Origin of the sequence: Vibrio sp. TH_r3 (assembly GCF_033101115.1) — a bacterium.
In the GTDB taxonomy this organism is placed as follows: Bacteria; Pseudomonadota; Gammaproteobacteria; order Enterobacterales; family Vibrionaceae; genus Vibrio.
Window position 1 is genome coordinate 208876 of sequence record NZ_JAWMPW010000004.1, and the last position, 20902, is coordinate 229777.

The window sequence follows — 20902 nt, forward strand, 5'->3', positions numbered from 1 at the left end:
AATTAGCAAGGAAGTTAAACTGTAAGCGGATTATGTCAGGTTTGATGAGTTGGTGCGAATAAGGATTTATTCGCATCAGAAAAATCATTGTGATAAATTTTTTTGTTAACGCTGTAAATATCTCGACAACCAAGCAGGTCCATCAAAACTATCATTTTCGGAGAGGATGCTTTTTACCGCATCAACTGGATTAGTCCTGCTTTCCCAAAGCTCACTAATTATTTGTTCATCGATATGATGAGAGCCAACCATGTTGTTGATTCTTTGGCAGTAAAGTTTACGTGCGAGTAGTTCTTTATCCATAACGTATTCCCTTATAAAGAGTCACATGAAAAATTTGATCAAACAATTTGGAATAAATCAACAAGATGCATATTACCTGTAATATCGCTTAAATTTTGTTGAAACCATAGTAAGAATAGATTAATTATAGGGCTATTATTGTGGCACTGATCACTAACTCAACAAGTGGTTGAGCTTTTAAATATATTTAGCTATTTTATAAAATTGTACTTTTGGATGTAAAAAAGAATGGAAAAGAAGACCTTATTAACCCACTGTAGCGACGCGCCCGGTCTAATCGCTAAGATCACTAATATCTGTTACAAGCATCAATTGAATATCATCCATAATAATGAGTATGTCGATAATGCTGTCGGTCACTTTTTTATGCGTACTGAGCTTGAAGGTTATTTTAATGATAAAACTTTTTTAGCTGATCTCGACTACGCACTTCCAGAAGGCACTAAACGTAGACTAATGAGCTCCACAAGAAAGAAAATAGTCATATTGGTCACTAAAGAATCACATTGCTTGGGTGATATTTTAATGAAAGCGTATGACGGAAGTTTAAATGTCGATATCGCAGCGGTAGTGGGTAATTACGATACGCTACAAGCATTAACCGAAAAGTTCGATATCCCTTATCACCATGTTTCACATGTAGATCTAACTCGTGAACAGCATGAAGCGGAAATGCAAAAAGTTATCGACAGTTACCAAGCAGATTATGTTGTGTTAGCAAAATACATGCGTATATTGACGCCCAATTTTGTTAAAAATTACCACCATAAAATAATTAACATACATCATAGTTTCTTGCCGGCTTTTATCGGTGCGAAACCTTATCAACAAGCATATGACCGAGGCGTTAAAATAATTGGCGCAACCGCTCATTTTGTCACTGATGACCTAGATGAAGGACCTATCATTAAACAAGACGTCATACCGGTGGACCACAACTTTAGTGCTCAAGATATGGCTCAAGCTGGGCGAGATGTAGAAAAAAGCGTCTTAAGTAAAGCGTTAATGAAAGTCATTAATGACCATGTTTTTGTTTATGGCAACAAAACGGTTATTCTATAACCGATTCAAATATTAGTTATCGATTATAAAAAGTAGAAAGACGGTTTACATCGCCTTTCTACTTTTTAAAACCAATGTATGTCACAGCAAACTAAGTTAACCGCAAAAACTCAATTAAACTTGGCTTCGACCTAATGAAATAACCACTCGTCTATTTTGATCTTTTCCTATGGGTGAAGCATTGTCCGCAACCGGTCGACGCTCTCCATAACCTTGAATTCGAATTCTGTTATCTTCTAAACCAATCGATTTAAAATAATCTTTCAACACTATTGCTCTTCTTTCCGACAATGATTGATTCAAATCTTTATCACCACTTGAGTCGGTATAAGCAGAAACTAACACTAAATCAATATCTTGATTGTACCTAATGTAATCGGCAATTTGATATAATCGTTTTTCAGACGCTTTATTTAATTGATCACTATTTCTGTCGTAATGCAAAATAGTGAAAGAAATGTCCTCAAAACTGTACGGTAATAATTGGCTTAAACAGTGGGTAAAGGCATCATATTTTTGTCTAAATGTGACAGAAGACAACGACACTTCAACTCTTTGATTACGGCTAACCCAATCGGCATAGCTAAACGTAGGATAACGACCTTTTTCTAACTCCGATAATATTCCCCATGCTGTTTGACCACCGACATAACCATCAAACTGCTTAAAAAATTTCATAGTATTCATTCTATCGGCACTTTCACCTGCACGCCAAGCTGGAGGCATAGACACCAAACTTACACTACGCGTTTCTCCCATAGGTCGACGCATTTTCAATTCGAAGTCTAAATTAATTTTTTTACTCGCATGTGATGAAAACTCGGCTTGCCCGTAGTGTGGAATAGGATGAACTAGACGACACTCTAAAGGAGTGTTAGTGGCCATTTGCCAAGACGATTGTTCAGGTGCCGCTACATAGCGGACAGCTGTTGCCTCTGAAAAAGGTGATATCAGTGCAGAGGCGGTAACTAGGGTACATAACGCTATCCGTTTTTTCATAACAACTAAAACTCTTTTATGCTGAAACGGCAAACGACTGCCGCTTTACAAGGAAAACACGTCCATTTTCACTTACTTTCCATTTAACTGTATTTGATATAGCAAGAAGTTAGCCAAGTTATAGACAGAGAATTGACTTTAACCATTTTTCTTCGAGCGAGAATCTGCAATAATGCGCGTCTTATCAAACATGACGGTTCTTTATAGCAAAATGATGACTGTAGAAAACGAAGAGTTGACCCTTAAAAAACGCTTTCGCGGCTATTTTCCAGTCGTTATTGACGTAGAGACTGCTGGTTTTAATGCAAAAACCGATGCACTTTTGGAAATTTGCGCCATTACCCTAAAAATGGACGAGAATGGTGATTTACATCCAGCGTCCACTATTCACTTTCATATAGAACCTTTTGAAGGTGCTAATCTAGAAAAAGCAGCATTAGAATTTAATGGAATTCGCGATCCGTATAGCGCATTGCGTGGTGCAGTTGCAGAAGAAACTGCCTTGAAAGAAATAAATAAATTAATAAGAAAAGAACAAAAACAAGCCGGCTGTAGCCGAGCGATTATGGTCGCCCACAACGCAAATTTTGACCATAGTTTTGTTATGCAAGCCAGTGAACGTTGCAAACTAAAACGCGTCCCCTTCCATCCCTTCGCTACTTTTGACACAGCGGCATTAAGCGGCCTCGCTTATGGTCAAACTGTTTTGGCAAAAGCATGCAAATCTGCTGGGTTGGATTTTGACAACAAAGAAGCTCATTCTGCTTTATACGACACAGAAAGAACAGCCGAGCTTTTTTGCGGAATAGTCAATAAGTGGAGAGCCTTAGGAGGCTGGCCACTAGCCGATGACGACACCGAACAACCATAAAATACCTATTACTAAACGAGATTGTTATGAACCCTGTAGTTATTTCAGTATGTATCATGCTATTACTTGCACTGATGAGAGTTAACGTTGTTGTAGCGCTTACCTTCAGTGCTATCGTCGGTGGACTTGTTTCCGGTATGACGCTCACAGACTCTGTCTCAGCATTTGAAAGTGGCTTAGGTGGTGGTGCAACTATCGCACTAAGTTATGCAATGTTGGGAACATTCGCGGTTGCGATTTCCAAATCAGGCTTAACCGATTTACTTGCTCAAAATGTGATTAAGCGCATTCATGGCAAAGAAAATGGCGCGGCTAGCACTGGACTAAAATATCTAGTTATTTGCGCATTAATTCTTGTCACAATGTCTTCACAAAATGTTATCCCTGTTCACATCGCCTTTATTCCAATATTAATTCCTCCTCTGTTGGGCGTTTTTGCAAAACTGAAATTAGATAGACGTTTGATCGCCTGTGTGCTGACTTTTGGTTTGGTCACTCCATATATGGTATTGCCTATCGGCTTTGGTGGTATTTTCCTTAATAATATCCTGTTAAAAAATTTACACGATAACGGATTGCCTGACGTAGTCGCAAGCCAAGTCCCAACAGCAATGATGTTACCTGGATTAGGTATGATTGCCGGTTTGCTTACCGCAATTCTATTTACTTATCGTAAGCCTCGTGAATACAAGCAGACTGAACTCACTACGGTAAGTAATGAAGTCCAAATTAATAGTAAAAATATTGTAATCGCGGCTATTGCCATTGTAGTTGCTCTCGGAGCACAGCTTACTACTGGATCGATGATAATAGGTGGTCTAGCTGGATTTATGGTGTTTACTTTTGGCGGCGTAATTGCGTGGAAAGAAACACAAGATGTTTTCACACGTGGCGTCCACATGATGGCAATGATTGGTTTTATTATGATTGCAGCAGCAGGTTTTGCAGCGGTAATGAAGCAAACAGGTGGTGTAGAAACGTTGGTGGAAGCGTTATCTACCAGCATAGGCGATAATAAAGCGCTTGCTGCACTACTGATGTTGGTGGTTGGTTTACTGGTAACAATGGGAATCGGCTCTTCGTTCTCCACCATACCAATTATTGCTACCATTTACGTACCGCTAGCAATGGCATTTGGCTTTTCGCCAATGGCAACAATTGCATTGGTAGGGACTGCTGCAGCCCTTGGTGATGCAGGTTCACCTGCGTCGGATTCAACCTTAGGCCCAACATCAGGTCTAAATGCAGATGGACAGCACGAACATGTATGGGAAACGGTCGTTCCAACCTTTGTTCATTACAATATCCCATTAATTGTATTCGGTTGGATTGCTGCGATGGTGCTCTAGCCGCAGAAGTCACTTTAATATTAATGATAATGACGAACATAAAGGTATTAATTTGACAATATTGCTCGGAAAAATACCATCAAACTCATAAATAAAAAAACCAGTGACTCGTCACTGGTTTTTTGTAGAACTTAAATTTATTGTGCTTTTTCAGCCGCTTCTTTTATAAGTGGTTGAAGTTCACCTTTTTGAAACATTTCTAGAATAATATCACAACCGCCAACTAACTCTCCGTCAACCCACAATTGTGGAAAAGTCGGCCATTGAGCGTAAGCGGGTAATTCTGCTCGGATATCTGGATTCTGTAAAATATCCACATAAGCAAATTGTTCACCACACGCCATAAGCGCTTGAGATGCTTGAGAGGAAAAGCCACAACTTGGTAATTTAGGTGAACCTTTCATGTAAAGCAAGATCGAGTTTTCTTCAATCTGTTGTTTAATTTTATCGATAGTTTCCATTGTCTTCTCGCATTAGTTTTAACACTTAACGTTACGGTAGCATTCTACTGGTTTGCACAAGAATAAAAAGCACAATATAAGTAAGGTTTTAAGCTATGCTTAATTATCTTATCCGCAGATAAGATAATTACATTTTGAAGTTTTTTTTGTTAATAGGCTTTTAATAAAGTAAAAACTTGATAAACTATTTACTAAGTCAGCTTACTTGACGAAATAAAAATAATTATTGGAAGCAACCGAAAGAATCAATCTTTCAAATCAATGGAGAATCCGGCAATGGCTTTTGAATTACCAGCACTTCCTTATGCAAAAGATGCACTAGAACCACATATCTCAGCTGAAACTCTAGATTTTCACCACGGTAAACACCACAACACTTACGTTGTAAAACTAAATGGCCTTATTCCAGGTACTGAGTTTGAAAACAAATCATTAGAAGAGATCATAAAAACTTCTTCTGCTGGTATTTTCAACAACGCAGCGCAAATCTGGAACCATACGTTCTACTGGCACTGCCTTGCTCCAAATGCAGGTGGCGAACCAACAGGTGCAGTTGCAGAAGCAATTACTGCATCATTCGGTTCTTTTGAAGAATTTAAAGCAAAATTCACCGATTCAGCAATCAACAACTTCGGTTCTTCATGGACTTGGCTTGTTAAGAAAGCTGATGGTTCTTTAGATATAGTAAACACATCAAATGCAGCAACGCCACTAACTGACGATACTGTTACTCCGTTACTTACTGTTGATCTATGGGAACACGCCTACTACATCGACTACCGTAACGTTCGTCCAGATTACATGAATGGTTTCTGGGCGTTAGTTAATTGGGAATTCGTAGCAGAAAACCTAGCAAAATAGTTTTCTCTTCCTGATGCAAAAGCTGGCCTAGGCCAGCTTTTTGTATTTAAACGGTGAATAAAAATCCGTTATTGACTAAAAACTCATTGAATTTATTAAAAATAACCATCGACAAGCTCTAGTTCTCATACAATAATCAGGGCATCTTTAATTCTCAAATGTCATCTAGACTTACCATTATTGGTTGAGTCTGTTAGCTATTATTGGAACAACCATGCCTTCTTCTTTTGACTGGAAACCCGTCCTACTTGCTGGACTTATCGTTAGTATTGGCCAATTTAGTATGGGCTTAGTTTTTCCTGCTTTACCTTGGATTGCTCAAGACTTTTCTATCTCTGCGGAAGATGCTCAATTGCTCATTTCTATCTACTTGTTAGGTTTTGGACCTTCTCAGCTTATTTATGGACCGATATCTGACGCACTAGGCCGAAAGCCTATACTTATAGCAGGGTTATTTTTAGCTATTTTAGGTTTATCAATAGCGATATTGGCCAGTTTTTCGTTTGATATGTTGGTATTAGGACGATTTATACAAGGGCTAGGTGCTGGCTGCTGTGCTGTATTGGCTAGGGCTTCAATACGGGATTCTTACGACGGTGCTAACCTACCAAGAGCGCTTTCTTGGGTGACTATTGTAGCTTCATTTACCCCTATTATTGCCCCCGTTCTTGGTGGATTTATCAACCATGCGTTTGGTTGGTTAGCGGTATTTATCGCTCTACTTTCTTATATTGGCTTGGTTATTACTTTGTTGCTTTTTGTCTTTACCGAAACATTAGCGGTAAAAAAACCATTGCCGAATATTACCGCTATGCTCTCAACTTATAAGATGCTTATTACTTCCCGTTACTTTTTAAGTTTCGCTAGCATCGGTTGGTTTAATTTTAGTTTGGTGGTTATTTCTATTTCAGTTATGCCTTTTATCATGCAAATTCAAATTGGAATGAACTCTGATCAGTATGCATTGTGGGCACTTATTCCTGCTTGTGGTTTATTGGTGGGTGGTACTATTTGTAATCGAGTACGGCCTAAAATTGGCACAAAGAGAATGCTATTCTGCGCTCCTTTCGTCCATTTAACTGGTGCTATATGGTTGATCTTCGCGCCACTTACGCCACTTTCAATGATGTTTGGACAATTCCTTTTAACCTTAGGTAACGGCATTGCATTCCCTTGTGCTCAAACACAATTATTGGTGCCTTATAAAGAAAAGGCGGGCTCAGTCGCAGCTTTATCAGGCGGTGGGCAAATGACCTTTGCTTCGTTACTTGGCATGATTTTGATGAGCTTTGGGATTCAACAGGCATGGCATTTAGGTGTGGTAGTGGTCTTCATTACGGTATTAAGTTCTATCGGTATTTGGTTTGGTTTTAAATCTGAACCCAAACAATAAAAAAGCCCAGTAAATACCGAGCTTTGTAATACGAGTCAGTAAATAACTTATTCAGCTGAAGTACTGTCTAAATAAGCTTTAGTCGAGATATTAGTCCAAGCGCGTACACGTTTTAAATACGTTGCTTGAGAATCAATAATCTTCTTAGCCAGTGGATCTTTTTCTGCATACTCAGCAAGTAAAGCTTCTTTTTCTTGCAGCATTCTATCAAGCACTTCTGGTGGGAAATCTCGTACTTTAATGTTTGGATTATCACTTAACATTTTTTCCCAACTTTCAGCATTTTCGTCAATTGCTTGAACATACATGTCAAATGCGGCTACACGGAATGATGTTTCTAAGATAACTTGTAAGTCTTTTGGTAGTTTATCCCAAGTTCTTTTATTTACTAAGAATTGCGTTTCTGAACCTGGCTCATGCCATGCAGTATAGTAATATGGTGCGATATTTTGAAAGCCCATACGTAAATCAAATGCAGGACCTACCCATTCTAGCGCATCGATAGTACCGCGCTCTAATGACGTGTATAGCTCTCCTGGCGCAATATTGGTTGGCTTAGCACCGACTCGAGCAAACACTTCTCCTGCGAACCCAGGGATACGCATTTTGAGCCCTTGTAGGTCTTCGATAGAGTTGATCTCTTTTCTAAACCATCCACCCATTTGAATATCTGAATTGCCACCCGGGAAAGAGAGTAAGTTATGAGGTGCATACACTTCTTGCATTAACTCCATACCGCCACCACGATAAAACCATGCATACTGCTCCGTTGTCATTAGGCCGAAAGGCATTGATGAGAAGTACAACGTGTTTGGAACCTTACCTTTCCAATAGTACGAACTTGAATGGCCCAAGTCATATTGACCAGATTTAACCATATCAAACACACCCAGCGGTGCTTTATGCTTATTGGCTGAATCAATACGTATTTGCAATCGACCGTTAGACATTTCATTGGCAATTTTAGCCATGTTCTTACTTGCATCTCCGAGGATTGGCGTATTTGGCCCCCAAGTTTCTGCTAGTTTTAAACGATATACTTTGTCGGCAGCATGAGTTGAAACTGAAAAAGCAGCAATCGCTGCAATTGTCGCTGTTTTTAATAACAGCTTAATTTTATTTTGGGATCTCATCCGTTCCTCTATAATTTTAATACATTCGAAATGTACAGATAAATTTACGGCATTCATTAATAAGGTCAAGTAATATTTACGACACAAACTAAAAAACGATGCATTTGCATCGTTTTTTATTAAAATAGGGGAAACCGAACCAATAATTTACATTAGTGGCATACCAATCAACTTACCATGCAAATACATTACAAATACACATGCCAATACAATTCCAACTACCACCGCTATAACATCATTGATAATTGAGGGTTTTAAGCTAGGTATTGGCCGTTGTTCACGCTTTTTCATCGAAATTCGGTCAAGTACCGCCCAAGCAAGAAAAGCACCAAACAGAATAACGTCGGCCAGCATGCCGTTAACTAATAAGTGACTTAATGCCCATAACTTCACGGCAATCAATTGTGGATGTTTGGTGACTTGTTTTATTTTCCCAGGTAAATACGGGGTAACGAAAAGAATCATCACTGGAACCATTAAGAGATAGGTAATATGTCTAAACCAATAAGGCGTGACATAAATTAAAACAGGTTCCATTCGAAGAGCGTTATAACCTATCGCAATGAAGTAAATACCGAGAATCGAAACAATCGAATAGATCGCTTTCCACCCCAATTCACTTTTTTGCGCCATTTTTTGTCTAATAGAAGGTGCAAAAATGGACGTAGAATGCATCCCCAAAAATAACAACAACCCCAACAGTAAACTCAACATAGCAATAGCTTCCTTTAAACCAAACGACAACGAACGTTGAACAAATAATAGTTTTATATTTTATGTATTTATACTTTTTATACTATTATTTGTCCTGCTAATAGTAAGTCCAAAGCAAAAAAAAAGCTCGAACAAATGTTCAAGCTTTTCTATTAAGATTTAATTAGTCTATTTAGATAGGCAGTTTAGTTGGCAATATTAACCAGCTATATACCCTCTTTACCAACCAGTAATCTCTCGCAGACCTTGACCAATATCGGCAAGACTTTTAACGGTTTTTACACCCGCGGCTTCCAAAGCGGCAAATTTATCTTCAGCAGTCCCTTTACCACCAGAGATAATCGCACCTGCATGTCCCATACGCTTACCAGGAGGTGCAGTCACACCAGCGATATAAGATACAACAGGTTTAGTTACGTTATCTTTGATAAAAGCTGCTGCTTCTTCTTCAGCGGTTCCGCCAATCTCACCAATCATAACAATTGCTTCTGTTTCTGGATCTTGTTCAAACAGTTTTAATATATCGATAAAGTTCGAACCCGGAATCGGATCTCCGCCAATACCAACACATGTCGATTGACCAAAACCTTCGTCAGTAGTCTGCTTAACCGCTTCGTAAGTTAGCGTACCTGAACGCGATACAATGCCGACTTTGCCTTTTTTATGAATATGGCCCGGCATAATACCAATTTTACATTCATCAGGCGTAATAACACCTGGGCAATTAGGACCAATCATACGCACGCCAGCTTCATCTAAGCGTACTTTTACATCAAGCAGATCAAGCGTTGGAATACCTTCGGTAATTGTTACAATTAAAGTAATACCAGCGTCGATAGCCTCTAGAATAGCATCTTTACAAAATGGCGCTGGAACGTAGATAACCGAAGCTGTTGCACCGGTTGTTTCTACCGCTTCTCTCACCGTATTAAATACCGGCAAACCTAGATGAATTTGACCACCTTTACCAGGTGAAACACCACCCACCATTTGTGTACCATATTCAATCGCTTGTTCTGAATGAAATGTACCTTGTCCGCCAGTGAAACCTTGGCAGATAACTTTGGTATTTTTATCAATTAATACAGACATTATTTGCCCTCCGCTGCTGCAACTACTTTTTCCGCAGCTTCTTTTAGCGAGGTCGCTGCAATAATATTGAGTCCACTTTCGGCCAATTTTTTTGAACCTAGTGGGGCGTTATTACCTTCGAGTCGAACCACTACTGGCACTTTAACACCAACTTCTTCAACTGCACCGATAATACCGTCTGCGATTAAATCACAACGAACGATTCCACCAAAAATATTCACCAATACGGCTTTAACATTTTCATCAGAAAGAATAATTTTAAACGCTTCTGTTACACGTTCTTTAGTTGCCCCCCCTCCAACATCAAGGAAGTTTGCTGGCTGACCACCATGCAGATTAACAATATCCATGGTGCCCATAGCTAAACCGGCACCGTTAACCATACAACCAATGCTGCCATCGAGTGCAACATAGTTTAGTTCCCACTGCGCCGCATGTGCTTCACGTTCATCTTCTTGAGATGCATCGTGCATCTCACGTAATTTTGGCTGACGATACATCGCGTTAGAATCGATATTAATTTTACCGTCAAGACATAAAAGATTTCCGTCACCAGTGATGACCAATGGATTAATTTCCAACAAAGCAAGGTCATATTGAGCAAACATGTTACCTAGACCCATGAAAATTTTACTGAATTGCTTAATTTGGTCGCCTTTCAAACCTAGCTTAAAGGCCAATTCACGTCCTTGGTAGGCTTGTGGGCCAACCAGTGGATCGATCGCGGCTTTGTGGATAAGCTCTGGTGTTTCTTCGGCCACTTTTTCAATCTCTACTCCGCCTTCAGTTGATGCCATAAACACGATTCGACGTGTTGAACGGTCAACAACCGCTCCGAGGTAAAGTTCATTCGCGATACTAGAGGCTTCTTCAACCAAAATTTTACTGACCGGTTGACCGTTAGCATCAGTTTGATATGTAACTAAATTTTTGCCAAGCCATTTCTGTGCGAACGCTTTAACGCCATCTTTAGTATCATGCAACTCTACGCCGCCGGCTTTACCGCGTCCACCAGCGTGAACTTGACATTTTACGACCTTTTTTTCTGTACTGATGCGGCCCGCCGCCTCAAATGCTTCTTGTGCAGTGTCACACGCATAGCCTTCTGGTACTGGCAGTCCGAACTCAGCAAATAGCTGTTTCGCTTGATATTCATGCAAATTCATTGTGCTATTCCATTTTCCTATCCCTTAAGGGATTATTATTTCCATAAAGTACAAAATATTATTCAATTTCTCGCCAACGTTGTTACTTACTCGATTCACAAATGCCTGAGTAAATAGTATCTAAAGCGAATAAATTTATAATATTGAGGCTTCCTTTACATTTGTAGGGTTTTTTAGTTGGCATAAAGATATTTAATAACCGCAGCTTACACGGCTAACTTTAAGCAACGCCTTAGTAAAATTAGAGCTAGGTGTTGAGCTGCCTAGCTCTGTTTTTCTCAGTTAATATAACAACTGATGTGTAAATAACTTAAACATCGAGCAGTAAACGTGCAGGATCTTCAAGTAATTCTTTGATCGTTACCAAGAATCCAACTGACTCTTTACCATCAATTAGGCGGTGGTCATAAGACAGGGCCAAATACATCATCGGTAAGATTTCTACTTTGCCATTAATCGCCATAGGGCGGTCTTGAATTTTGTGCATACCAAGAATTGCCGCTTGCGGTGGGTTAATAATTGGCGTTGACATTAATGAACCAAATACACCACCATTAGTAATAGTGAAGTTACCGCCTGTCAATTCTTCTACGGTAAGCTTGCCATCACGACCTTTAATAGCCAGTTCTTTGATCCCTTTCTCTATATCTGCCATACCGAGCATATCGCAATCTTTCAGTACTGGTGTCACCAACCCGCGTGGAGTTGACACTGCCATACTAATGTCAAAGTAGTTATGGTAAACGATATCTTCACCATCGATTGAAGCATTCACTTCTGGGTAACGTTTAAGCGCTTCTGTTACTGCTTTAACATAGAAAGACATAAAGCCTAAACGTATATCATGACGTTTTTCAAACTGCTCTTGATACTGTTTACGCAGATCCATGATAGGTTTCATATTCACTTCGTTAAAAGTAGTCAGCATGGCTGTGCTGTTTTTCGCTTCCAGCAAACGCTCAGCAACTCGTTTACGTAAACGAGTCATTGGTACGCGTTTTTGACTACGTGCCGCAGCAGGCGTATCTATCGCTGGAGCGGCTTCATCTTTAGCCGCTGTTTTGGCGTTCGTTAAATAACCATCAACATCTTCTCTAGTAATCCGGCCACCAACACCAGTACCTTTTATCTGACTCGCTTGGATACTATGTTCTGCCAACAAACGGCGAATCGCAGGACTTAATGTGTCATTCGATTCCTCAGTCAGTGCTGCTTTATGACGCTGATCTGGAGATTCTTCTGTCGTAGTGGTCGTTGCGGAAGTTGGCTCACCGGCCACTGCTCCGCGTTTAATACGAGCCAGTAATTGCTTCGAAAGTACCGTAGCACCTTCTTCTTCTATAATCGCATCCAATACACCTGCTTCTGGTGCTGGAACTTCGAGTACTACTTTGTCTGTTTCGATGTCAACAATCACTTCATCACGAGCAACTGCTTCACCTGGTTTTTTATGCCAAGTTGCCACCGTTGCATCAGCGACGGATTCAGGCAAGTCTGGAACCAGAATTTCAATTGTCATAGTTTATTCTTCCTTTAACTTCTAGTTCTTCATCAAAAATCTAGATTCAAAGCGTCATCAACCAACGCTTTTTGTTGTTTCATATGTACCGACATATAGCCGACCGCTGGAGATGCTGAAGCTGGTCTTCCTGAATATTTTAGAACACCATCTCGAATCGCATTACGGAAGTTATGCTGACTACAATACCAAGCACCTTGATTCTGTGGTTCTTCTTGACACCAAACAAAATCTTGCACGTTTTCATATTGTTCTATCAAATCACGCACTTCAAATAATGGGAATGGGTACAATTGCTCTATACGAATAATCGCCACATCATTTTGTTCGTTCTTGCGTCTTTGATCTAATAAATCGTAATAGACTTTACCAGAACAAAATACCACACGTTTCACTTGGCTTGGTTCTATCTCATCAACTTCACCAATCGCAGGTTGAAAAGTGCCTTGTGCAAGTTCTTCAAGTGTCGAGGTACACAATGGATGACGAAGTAAAGACTTCGGCGACATGACCACCAGTGGACGACGCATAGGACGGACAACTTGACGACGAATCATGTGGTAAACTTGTGCAGGTGTTGAAGGCACAACAACTTGAATATTTTGCTCCGCGCACAACTGCAAATAACGCTCTAGTCGTGCAGATGAGTGCTCTGGACCTTGCCCTTCATAACCATGCGGTAACAGCATCGTTAGACCACATAACCGCCCCCATTTCTGTTCTCCAGACGAAATGAACTGGTCGATAACCACTTGAGCACCGTTAGCGAAATCACCGAACTGTGCTTCCCATAAGGTTAAACCACCTGGCTCTGCGGTTGCATAGCCATATTCAAACGCTAATACCGCTTCTTCTGACAGAACCGAGTCAAACACTTGAAATGGACCTTGTTTAGAATGAACATTCTGCAGCGGTACATAAGTGCTAGCATCTTCCTGATTATGCAATACCGAATGGCGATGGAAAAAAGTACCACGACCAGAATCCTGACCAGAAATACGGATACGTTTGCCATCATCAACCAGTGTTCCATAGGCTAAAATTTCAGCCATACCCCAGTCGAGTGCTTTTTCGCCGCTAATCATTGCTCGACGGTCGTTATAAATTTTATTTACACGACTTTGTAACTTATGACTTTCCGGATAATCACACAGTTTTTCACCAAGATCTTTAAGTCGAGTAAGTTCATACTCGCTATCCCACTCGATATTCCAATCGTGTCCAAGATAAGGGTTCCAATCAACGGAATGCATTTCCATTGGACGCCATTCTTTTACGACGACTTCACCATGGTCGAGTGCATCACGGTAGTCATTAACCAATTCAGTAGCTTTACCGATATCAATTTCACCACGATCAATTAACACATCAGCATAAAGCTTACGTGGCGTTGGGTGTTTTTTGATTTTTTGATACATCAATGGCTGGGTAGCGTTAGGTTCATCTGCCTCATTGTGACCATGGCGGCGATAACACACTAAATCAATCACTACATCGCGTTTAAATGTATTTCGATAATCTAGGGCAATACGCGTTATGAAAGCAACGGCTTCTGGATCATCAGCATTTACATGGAAAATAGGAGCCTGTACCATTTTTGCAATATCAGTACAGTACATAGTAGAACGAGTATCTCTAGGGTTCGACGTGGTGAAGCCAACTTGGTTATTAACAACAATTCTGACTGTTCCACCAACTTGAAATCCGCGAGTACGAGACATATTAAAGGTCTCTTGTACAACACCTTGACCTGCAATAGCTGAATCGCCATGAATTGTGATTGGCAATACCATACTACCATCTTTATCTTTAAGGCGATCTTGACGAGCTCGTACTGAACCAATAACTACCGGATTAACAATTTCTAAGTGAGAAGGGTTAAACGCGAGAGCTAAGTGTACATCGCCGCCAGGAGTGGCAAAGTCCGCAGAGAAACCTTGGTGATATTTAACGTCACCTGTACCCCAAGTATCATCGTGCTTTCCGGCAAACTCATCAAATAGGTCTTGTGGCTTTTTGCCTAATACATTGACCAACATGTTTAGACGGCCACGGTGAGCCATACCAATAACTACTTCACGCATACCGGATTTACCCGCATGACGAATCAATTCTTTAGTCATTGGAATAAGTGCATCACCACCTTCTAGAGAAAAGCGTTTTGCACCTGGGAATTTAGCTCCCAAATAACGCTCTAGGCCTTCAGCGGCAGTTAATTCATCAAGAAAAGTTGCTTTTTCTTCTGCTGTGAACGTTGGCTGGCCTAATACAGATTCTAAACGCTGTTGAACCCAGCGTTTTTGCTCTGTATTCGTCATATGCATATATTCTGCACCGATTGAGCCACAGTAGGTCTTTTTCAACGCAGAATAAAGATCACCTAACTGCATAGAATCTTGTGCTACTGCAAAAGAGCCTACATTGAAGGTTTCTTCAAAGTCGTCTTGAGTAAGGTTATGAAATGCAGGGTCTAGGTCCGGACCGGGGTCACGTTCCCATATACCTAGTGGGTCTAGGTTAGCTGCTTGATGCCCTCGGAATCGATAGGCATTGATTAATTGTAAAACTTTAACTTGTTTAGCATCGACATCTGGATCACTAACTTGGACATTGTAATGCTTTGTCTCTTGGGCGAGTCTCCGGAAGTAGTCACGGACACGTGAGTGAGATTGTTCTGTCACCTCGGAAGATTGCGCAGGCAAATCTTCAAACACACGTTTCCATTCCTCACTGACCAGATCCGGGTCACTTAGATACAGTTCGTAGAGTTCTTCTACGTAAGTTGCATTGGCGCCAGCCAAGTGTGAAGACTCGAGCCATGCCTTCATCACGCCGTTGTGCATATATTCCCTTAACCAGTAGTTTTCACTTTAATCCCGATTTATTCGGGCTTTATGTATATAGCCAGCACTGCAATATGTTCACAATGCTGGCAATGCCTATTTTTCAATTTTGCTTACTATTACAATATTCACTAATAAAATATTGCAGTTGTTTCCTAATAAAGCTTAGACCGATCTATTCACTAACATGGTTTTAATATGGCCAATTGCTTTAGTCGGATTTAATCCTTTAGGACAAACACTTACACAATTCATGATGCCATGGCAACGAAAAACGCTAAATGCATCATCGAGATCTGATAAGCGTTCGTCTGTCGCGGTATCTCGGCTATCAATTAACCAGCGATACGCAGCAAGCAAACCAGCAGGCCCAATGAATTTATCTGGATTCCACCAAAATGATGGGCACGATGTTGTACAGCATGCGCACATAATACATTCATATAGTCCATCCAGATGAACACGTTCTTCAGGCATCTGTAAATTTTCTCTTGATGGTGGTTGATTACCATCTGAAATCAAATACGGCTTAACTTTCTCATAATTATCATAAAATTGTGTCATGTCCACAATTAAATCACGAACCACTGGTAGACCTGGTAGTGGTCTGATGACTATAGGGTTTTGTTCCATCAGTGCTGACAACGGCGTAATACAAGCTAAGCCATTTTTGCCATTCATATTCAAACCATCTGAACCACATACACCTTCTCGGCATGAACGACGGAAAGAAATTGACGCATCTTGTTCTTTTAACAGAATCAGCGCATCTAACACCATCATGTCTGTACCTTCATCCACTTCGAGTACGTAATCCTTCATATAAGGTTTACTGTCTACGTCAGGATTATAACGGTAAAGAGAGAAATTCAGTTTCATAGTATTCTACTCCCCTTAGTAAGTACGAACTTTAGGTGGAAAAGCATCACGATGCACAGGTTCCATATTAACATCGCGCTTAGACATTTCACCTGTTTCCGGGTTATAGATAGAGTGACACAACCACTGTTCATCATTTCGGTCAGGGAAATCGAATCGAGCGTGAGCACCACGGCTTTCTGTACGATAGTTAGCAGCGACTGCAGTAGCAAAAGCCGTTTCCATTAAATTATCAAGCTCTAAACACTCAATACGTTGAGTATTAAACTCAGAAGACTTATCTGATAAGTGAGCATTATTTAAACGTTCACGAATCTCTTTCAACTCTTGAAGGCCATTTGCCATTGCATCACCTTCTCTAAATACTGAGAAGTTATTCTGCATACACGCTTGTAAATCCTTACGAATTTGAACGGGGTCTTCACCTTTCTCGCTATTTTCCCAACGCATTGTACGAGCCAAAGATGCTTCGATATCCGATTCTGTTGCGGGACGAGCTTCTGATTGAGCAGCCAATGTGTCACCCAAATGAAGCCCTGTAGCACGACCAAATACCACTAGATCAAGCAGTGAGTTACCGCCTAGACGGTTAGCACCATGCACAGATACAGACGCAATTTCACCACAAGCAAACAGGCCTTGAACTTCAATGTCAGCACCATTTGTATCTTGCTTAATCGCTTGTCCAGATACCTGAGTAGGTACGCCACCCATCATGTAGTGGCAAGTAGGAATAATAGGAATTGGTTCTTTTACTGGATCCACATGAGCAAATGTACGCGATAATTCGCAGATACCTGGTAATTTAGACTCTAAGACATCTTTACCGAGGTGATCCAATTTAAGCTTGATATGTGGTCCCCATGGCCCATCACACCCACGACCTTCTCGAATTTCGATCATAATAGAACGAGCAACAACATCACGTCCGGCTAAGTCTTTCGCATTTGGCGCATAACGTTCCATGAAGCGTTCGCCGTCTTTATTGAGAAGATAACCACCTTCTCCACGACAACCTTCTGTCACTAATACTCCTGCACCAGCGATACCTGTTGGGTGGAATTGCCACATTTCGATATCTTGCATTGGCACACCAGCACGCAATGCCATACCAACACCATCGCCGGTATTAATATGCGCATTCGTAGTCGATGAGTAAATACGACCTGCCCCACCTGTAGCTAAAATAGTTGCTTTAGATTTGAAGTAATTAATCTCACCGGTTTCCATACAGATTGCAGTGCAACCCATTATGGCGCCATCTTGGTTTTTAACTAAATCTAGCGCATACCATTCAGAAAAAATAGTGGTCTTATGTTTAATATTCTGCTGATAAAGCGTATGTAATAATGCATGCCCAGTACGGTCAGCTGCCGCTGCAGTACGTGCGGCTTGCTCACCACCAAACTCTTTAGATTGTCCACCAAATGGACGTTGATAAATAGAACCGTCTTCAAAACGAGAAAATGGTAATCCCATTTTTTCAAGTTCAATCACCGACTCAGGTCCATTTTTACACATATATTCGATGGCATTTTGGTCACCGATATAATCGGAACCTTTCACCGTATCGTACATGTGCCATTGCCAGTTATCCTTGTGGGAGTTACCTAGTGCAACGGTAATACCACCTTGAGCGGATACAGTATGCGAACGAGTAGGAAATACTTTTGATAGCAAAGCACAAGAAAGGCCTTGCTCTGAAATTTGTAATGCTGCGCGCATACCTGCGCCACCAGCACCGATGACAACTGCATCGAATTCACGAACCGGAATAGTCACTTAGGCACCCCACAGAATAAATAGGCCAGAAAAGAAATACACAAATAAGATAGCAACTATTACACATTGTAACAGGCCACGAATAAGCGTTGGCTTGATATAGTCAGTTAGAACTTGCCATAAACCAATCCAAGCATGGACAAGGACAGAAGTCAAAGCAAGCATGGTAAATGCCTTGGTAAACGTGCCACCAAAGAACGAGGTCCATGTGTGATAAGTTATATCGCCACTAAAAGCACAAAAACCAACAATGTAAATTGTGTACAAAGTAAGAATAATTGCAGTAGCGCGGATAAGTAGGAAGTCATGAACACCATTACGACCTACAGAAGAAACAGAATTTACCATACCAAAATACCTCCAAGTAGCGACAATACTGCAGTTACAGCAAAGGTTACTTTTGCAGTCATAACGCCAGATTCGAATTCTTCATAATGGCCAAAGTCCATAATTAAATGACGAATTCCACCAACAATATGGTAGGCAAGTGCGGTTAGTATTCCCCATAAGACAAACTTAACCAAAAAGCTGTCTACGAGATCAGCTGCTTGCATAAAACCTTGAGGGGATGATAAAGATATTGATAACAGCCAAAGCAAAATACCAATGGCTACAAATGTGATTACACCAGTAACACGGTGTAAGATAGACACAATCGCAGTAATTGGAAAGCGTATGGTCTGCAAATCGAGATTGACAGGTCTTGACTTTCTTTCTTTCACGGGCTTGCTCACTCAGCTCCATTGAGCGTTTGTTTGTTTATTACTTCGAATTTTGATAGATCTAGAGTTCTTTATGTGTCAACCTTACAAAACTTAACATCGATTTAACATTTTAACGTTCAAACACTGGTTAATTATGTAAATAAAATGTTAATCAAGCGTTCAGATTTTAAAGTAATTATTTCTTTCTAGGCTTGAACTTATAAGGTCTCAACCACAAACTTCATTTACACTATACGTTTGGCAACAAATTAATACAATAATCTTAACAAAAAGTGCTACATGGCACATGTTTTTAACTTTTTAAATGTGGAAAACCTTAACAAGTGCACACAAACCTCTAGAAAAATTGACTTTACTCAAGATCCTGAGTAAAAAATGTCTCAGAACAAATCCCGGATGGACTAATTTTAAACAAAGGAGAATGTAATGGCAGATAAGAAGGCGACCCTTCATATAGAAGGTAAAGCTCCAATAGAACTGCCGATTATGGAAGGTACGTTAGGCCCTGAAGTAATCGATGTACGTAAATTAGGTGCAAATGGATATTTTACATTTGACCCTGGTTTTTTAGCGACATCATCTTGCGAATCCCAAATAACATTCATCGATGGCGGTAAAGGTGTGCTATTACACCGAGGCTATCCAATTGATCAATTAGCCAACAAAGCAGATTACTTAGAAGTTTGCTATATCCTCCTATACGGAGAGGCGCCCAATAGAAAAGAGTACGACGAATTCAAAAAAATCGTCACAAGACACACTATGGTTCATGAGCAAATAGCGAGCTTTTTCCATGGTTTCCGTCGTGATGCTCATCCAATGGCTATTATGGTTGGGGTAGTAGGTGCCCTTGCAGCGTTTTATCACGATTCACTTGATATCAATAATGACAGCCATCGCGAGATAGCTGCATTCCGCCTACTATCGAAAATGCCAACACTGGCTGCAATGTGTTATAAATATTCTATCGGTCAACCGTTTATTTATCCTCGCAACGATTTAAATTATGCAGAAAATTTCTTGCATATGATGTTTGCTAACCCATGTGAGGATTATGAAGTTAATCCTGTTGTGTCTCGTGCTATGGACAAAATATTTACATTGCATGCAGACCATGAACAAAACGCATCAACCTCAACGGTACGTTTAGCCGGTTCTTCAGGTGCAAACCCATTTGCCTGTATTGCCGCAGGTATTGCATCTCTTTGGGGGCCTGCTCATGGCGGTGCTAACGAAGCGTGCTTGCGTATGTTAGAGGAAATAGGCAGTGTTGATAATATTCCAGAATATGTCGACCGTGCCAAAGATAAAGAAGATCCATTTAGATTAATGGGCTTTGGTCACCGTGTTTACAAAAACTATGACCCACGTGCAACAGTAATGCGTGAAGCCTGCCATGAAGTTTTAAAAGAGCTAAAAATCGAAGACCCATTGTTGGATGTGGCGATGGAATTAGAGCGTATCGCTCTATCTGACCCATATTTTGTTGAGAAAAAACTGTACCCGAATGTGGATTTCTACTCCGGTATCATCCTGAAAGCAATTGGTATCCCAATCTCTATGTTCACGGTTATTTTTGCAATGTCTCGTACTATTGGCTGGATAGCTCACTGGAATGAAATGCATGGCGATCCAGACAACCGTATCGGTCGTCCACGTCAGCTTTATACTGGTGAGCAATTACGTGATTTTGAACCGTTGCACGAAAGAGAATAACAGTCACGATTAAATTGTAGTGTGCTGAGAATTT

At 40.5% G+C, this 20902-nt stretch carries 19 protein-coding genes; 6 read left to right on the top strand and 13 right to left on the bottom strand.

The annotated features are described in order from the left end of the window. Window positions 1-105: 105 nt before the first annotated feature. A complete protein-coding gene (locus R3X26_RS06365; RefSeq protein WP_317716383.1) occupies window positions 106-303 on the bottom strand; it encodes a hypothetical protein in 198 nt (65 codons plus the stop codon). A 228-nt stretch (window positions 304-531) separates the two neighbouring features. On the opposite strand from R3X26_RS06365, the gene purU reads away from it, so the two are divergent. Then, window positions 532-1365, top strand: a complete 834-nt coding sequence (purU, locus tag R3X26_RS06370; protein WP_317716384.1) for a formyltetrahydrofolate deformylase — start codon at window positions 532-534, stop codon at window positions 1363-1365. Window positions 1366-1479: 114 nt separating this feature from the next. Here the strand turns inward: purU and motY are convergent, their stop codons facing one another. Beyond that, window positions 1480-2364 carry a flagellar protein MotY gene (gene motY, locus R3X26_RS06375; protein WP_317716385.1) on the bottom strand — a complete coding sequence of 295 codons (885 nt, stop codon included), beginning with the start codon at window positions 2362-2364 and terminating at the stop codon, window positions 1480-1482. Window positions 2365-2578: 214 nt separating this feature from the next. Here motY and rnt point away from each other — a divergent pair, with 214 nt between their 5' ends. Together rnt and R3X26_RS06385 are read left to right on the top strand one after the other, a co-directional pair. Next, window positions 2579-3235 carry a ribonuclease T gene (rnt, locus tag R3X26_RS06380; protein WP_317716439.1) on the top strand — a complete coding sequence of 219 codons (657 nt, stop codon included), beginning with the start codon at window positions 2579-2581 and terminating at the stop codon, window positions 3233-3235. Between the two features lie 26 nt (window positions 3236-3261). After that, window positions 3262-4584 (top strand): Na+/H+ antiporter family protein, encoded by a 1323-nt coding sequence (locus R3X26_RS06385; RefSeq protein WP_317716386.1) that lies wholly within the window; start codon window positions 3262-3264, stop codon window positions 4582-4584. 137 nt (window positions 4585-4721) lie between these two features. Here R3X26_RS06385 and R3X26_RS06390 read toward each other — a convergent pair whose 3' ends face one another. Beyond that, a complete protein-coding gene (locus R3X26_RS06390; protein ID WP_317716387.1) occupies window positions 4722-5045 on the bottom strand; it encodes a Grx4 family monothiol glutaredoxin in 324 nt (107 codons plus the stop codon). A gap of 276 nt (window positions 5046-5321) precedes the next feature. On the opposite strand from R3X26_RS06390, the gene sodB reads away from it, so the two are divergent. Both sodB and R3X26_RS06400 read left to right on the top strand, forming a co-directional pair. Then, on the top strand, window positions 5322-5906 hold the full coding sequence (gene sodB, locus R3X26_RS06395; RefSeq protein ID WP_317716388.1) for a superoxide dismutase [Fe]: 585 nt from the start codon (window positions 5322-5324) through the stop codon (window positions 5904-5906). Window positions 5907-6120: 214 nt separating this feature from the next. Continuing rightward, entirely contained in the window at window positions 6121-7299 is a 1179-nt protein-coding gene (locus R3X26_RS06400; RefSeq protein ID WP_317716389.1) for a multidrug effflux MFS transporter, read from the top strand. A 47-nt stretch (window positions 7300-7346) separates the two neighbouring features. Here the strand turns inward: R3X26_RS06400 and R3X26_RS06405 are convergent, their stop codons facing one another. From R3X26_RS06405 to sdhC, 10 genes are all read right to left on the bottom strand, one after another. Further along, the gene (locus R3X26_RS06405; RefSeq protein ID WP_317716390.1) at window positions 7347-8432 is read right to left on the bottom strand and encodes a TRAP transporter substrate-binding protein; all 1086 of its coding nucleotides are present in this window, start codon (window positions 8430-8432) and stop codon (window positions 7347-7349) included. Window positions 8433-8579: 147 nt separating this feature from the next. Then, entirely contained in the window at window positions 8580-9146 is a 567-nt protein-coding gene (locus tag R3X26_RS06410) for an NnrU family protein (RefSeq protein WP_317716391.1), read from the bottom strand. Window positions 9147-9365: 219 nt separating this feature from the next. Further along, window positions 9366-10238: a succinate--CoA ligase subunit alpha gene (gene sucD / locus R3X26_RS06415; protein ID WP_317716392.1), complete on the bottom strand. Its 873-nt coding sequence runs from the start codon at window positions 10236-10238 to the stop codon at window positions 9366-9368. Beyond that, window positions 10238-11404: an ADP-forming succinate--CoA ligase subunit beta gene (gene sucC / locus R3X26_RS06420; protein ID WP_317716393.1), complete on the bottom strand. Its 1167-nt coding sequence runs from the start codon at window positions 11402-11404 to the stop codon at window positions 10238-10240. Before sucC ends, sucD begins: the two co-directional genes overlap by 1 nt. A 310-nt stretch (window positions 11405-11714) precedes the next feature. Further along, a complete protein-coding gene (gene odhB, locus R3X26_RS06425) occupies window positions 11715-12923 on the bottom strand; it encodes a 2-oxoglutarate dehydrogenase complex dihydrolipoyllysine-residue succinyltransferase (RefSeq protein WP_317716394.1) in 1209 nt (402 codons plus the stop codon). Window positions 12924-12955: 32 nt separating this feature from the next. After that, on the bottom strand, window positions 12956-15766 hold the full coding sequence (sucA, locus tag R3X26_RS06430) for a 2-oxoglutarate dehydrogenase E1 component (RefSeq protein WP_317716395.1): 2811 nt from the start codon (window positions 15764-15766) through the stop codon (window positions 12956-12958). Between the two features lie 165 nt (window positions 15767-15931). After that, complete coding sequence (locus R3X26_RS06435) at window positions 15932-16645, bottom strand: succinate dehydrogenase iron-sulfur subunit (RefSeq protein WP_317716396.1); 714 nt, start codon at window positions 16643-16645, stop codon at window positions 15932-15934. Between the two features lie 15 nt (window positions 16646-16660). Next, entirely contained in the window at window positions 16661-18427 is a 1767-nt protein-coding gene (gene sdhA, locus R3X26_RS06440) for a succinate dehydrogenase flavoprotein subunit (RefSeq protein WP_317716397.1), read from the bottom strand. Then, the gene (gene sdhD / locus R3X26_RS06445; protein WP_317716398.1) at window positions 18428-18775 is read right to left on the bottom strand and encodes a succinate dehydrogenase, hydrophobic membrane anchor protein; all 348 of its coding nucleotides are present in this window, start codon (window positions 18773-18775) and stop codon (window positions 18428-18430) included. Beyond that, complete coding sequence (gene sdhC, locus R3X26_RS06450) at window positions 18769-19161, bottom strand: succinate dehydrogenase cytochrome b556 subunit (RefSeq protein WP_317716399.1); 393 nt, start codon at window positions 19159-19161, stop codon at window positions 18769-18771. Before sdhC ends, sdhD begins: the two co-directional genes overlap by 7 nt. Window positions 19162-19578: 417 nt before the next feature. On the opposite strand from sdhC, the gene R3X26_RS06455 reads away from it, so the two are divergent. Beyond that, window positions 19579-20868, top strand: a complete 1290-nt coding sequence (locus tag R3X26_RS06455) for a citrate synthase (RefSeq protein WP_317716400.1) — start codon at window positions 19579-19581, stop codon at window positions 20866-20868. Window positions 20869-20902: the final 34 nt, after the last annotated feature.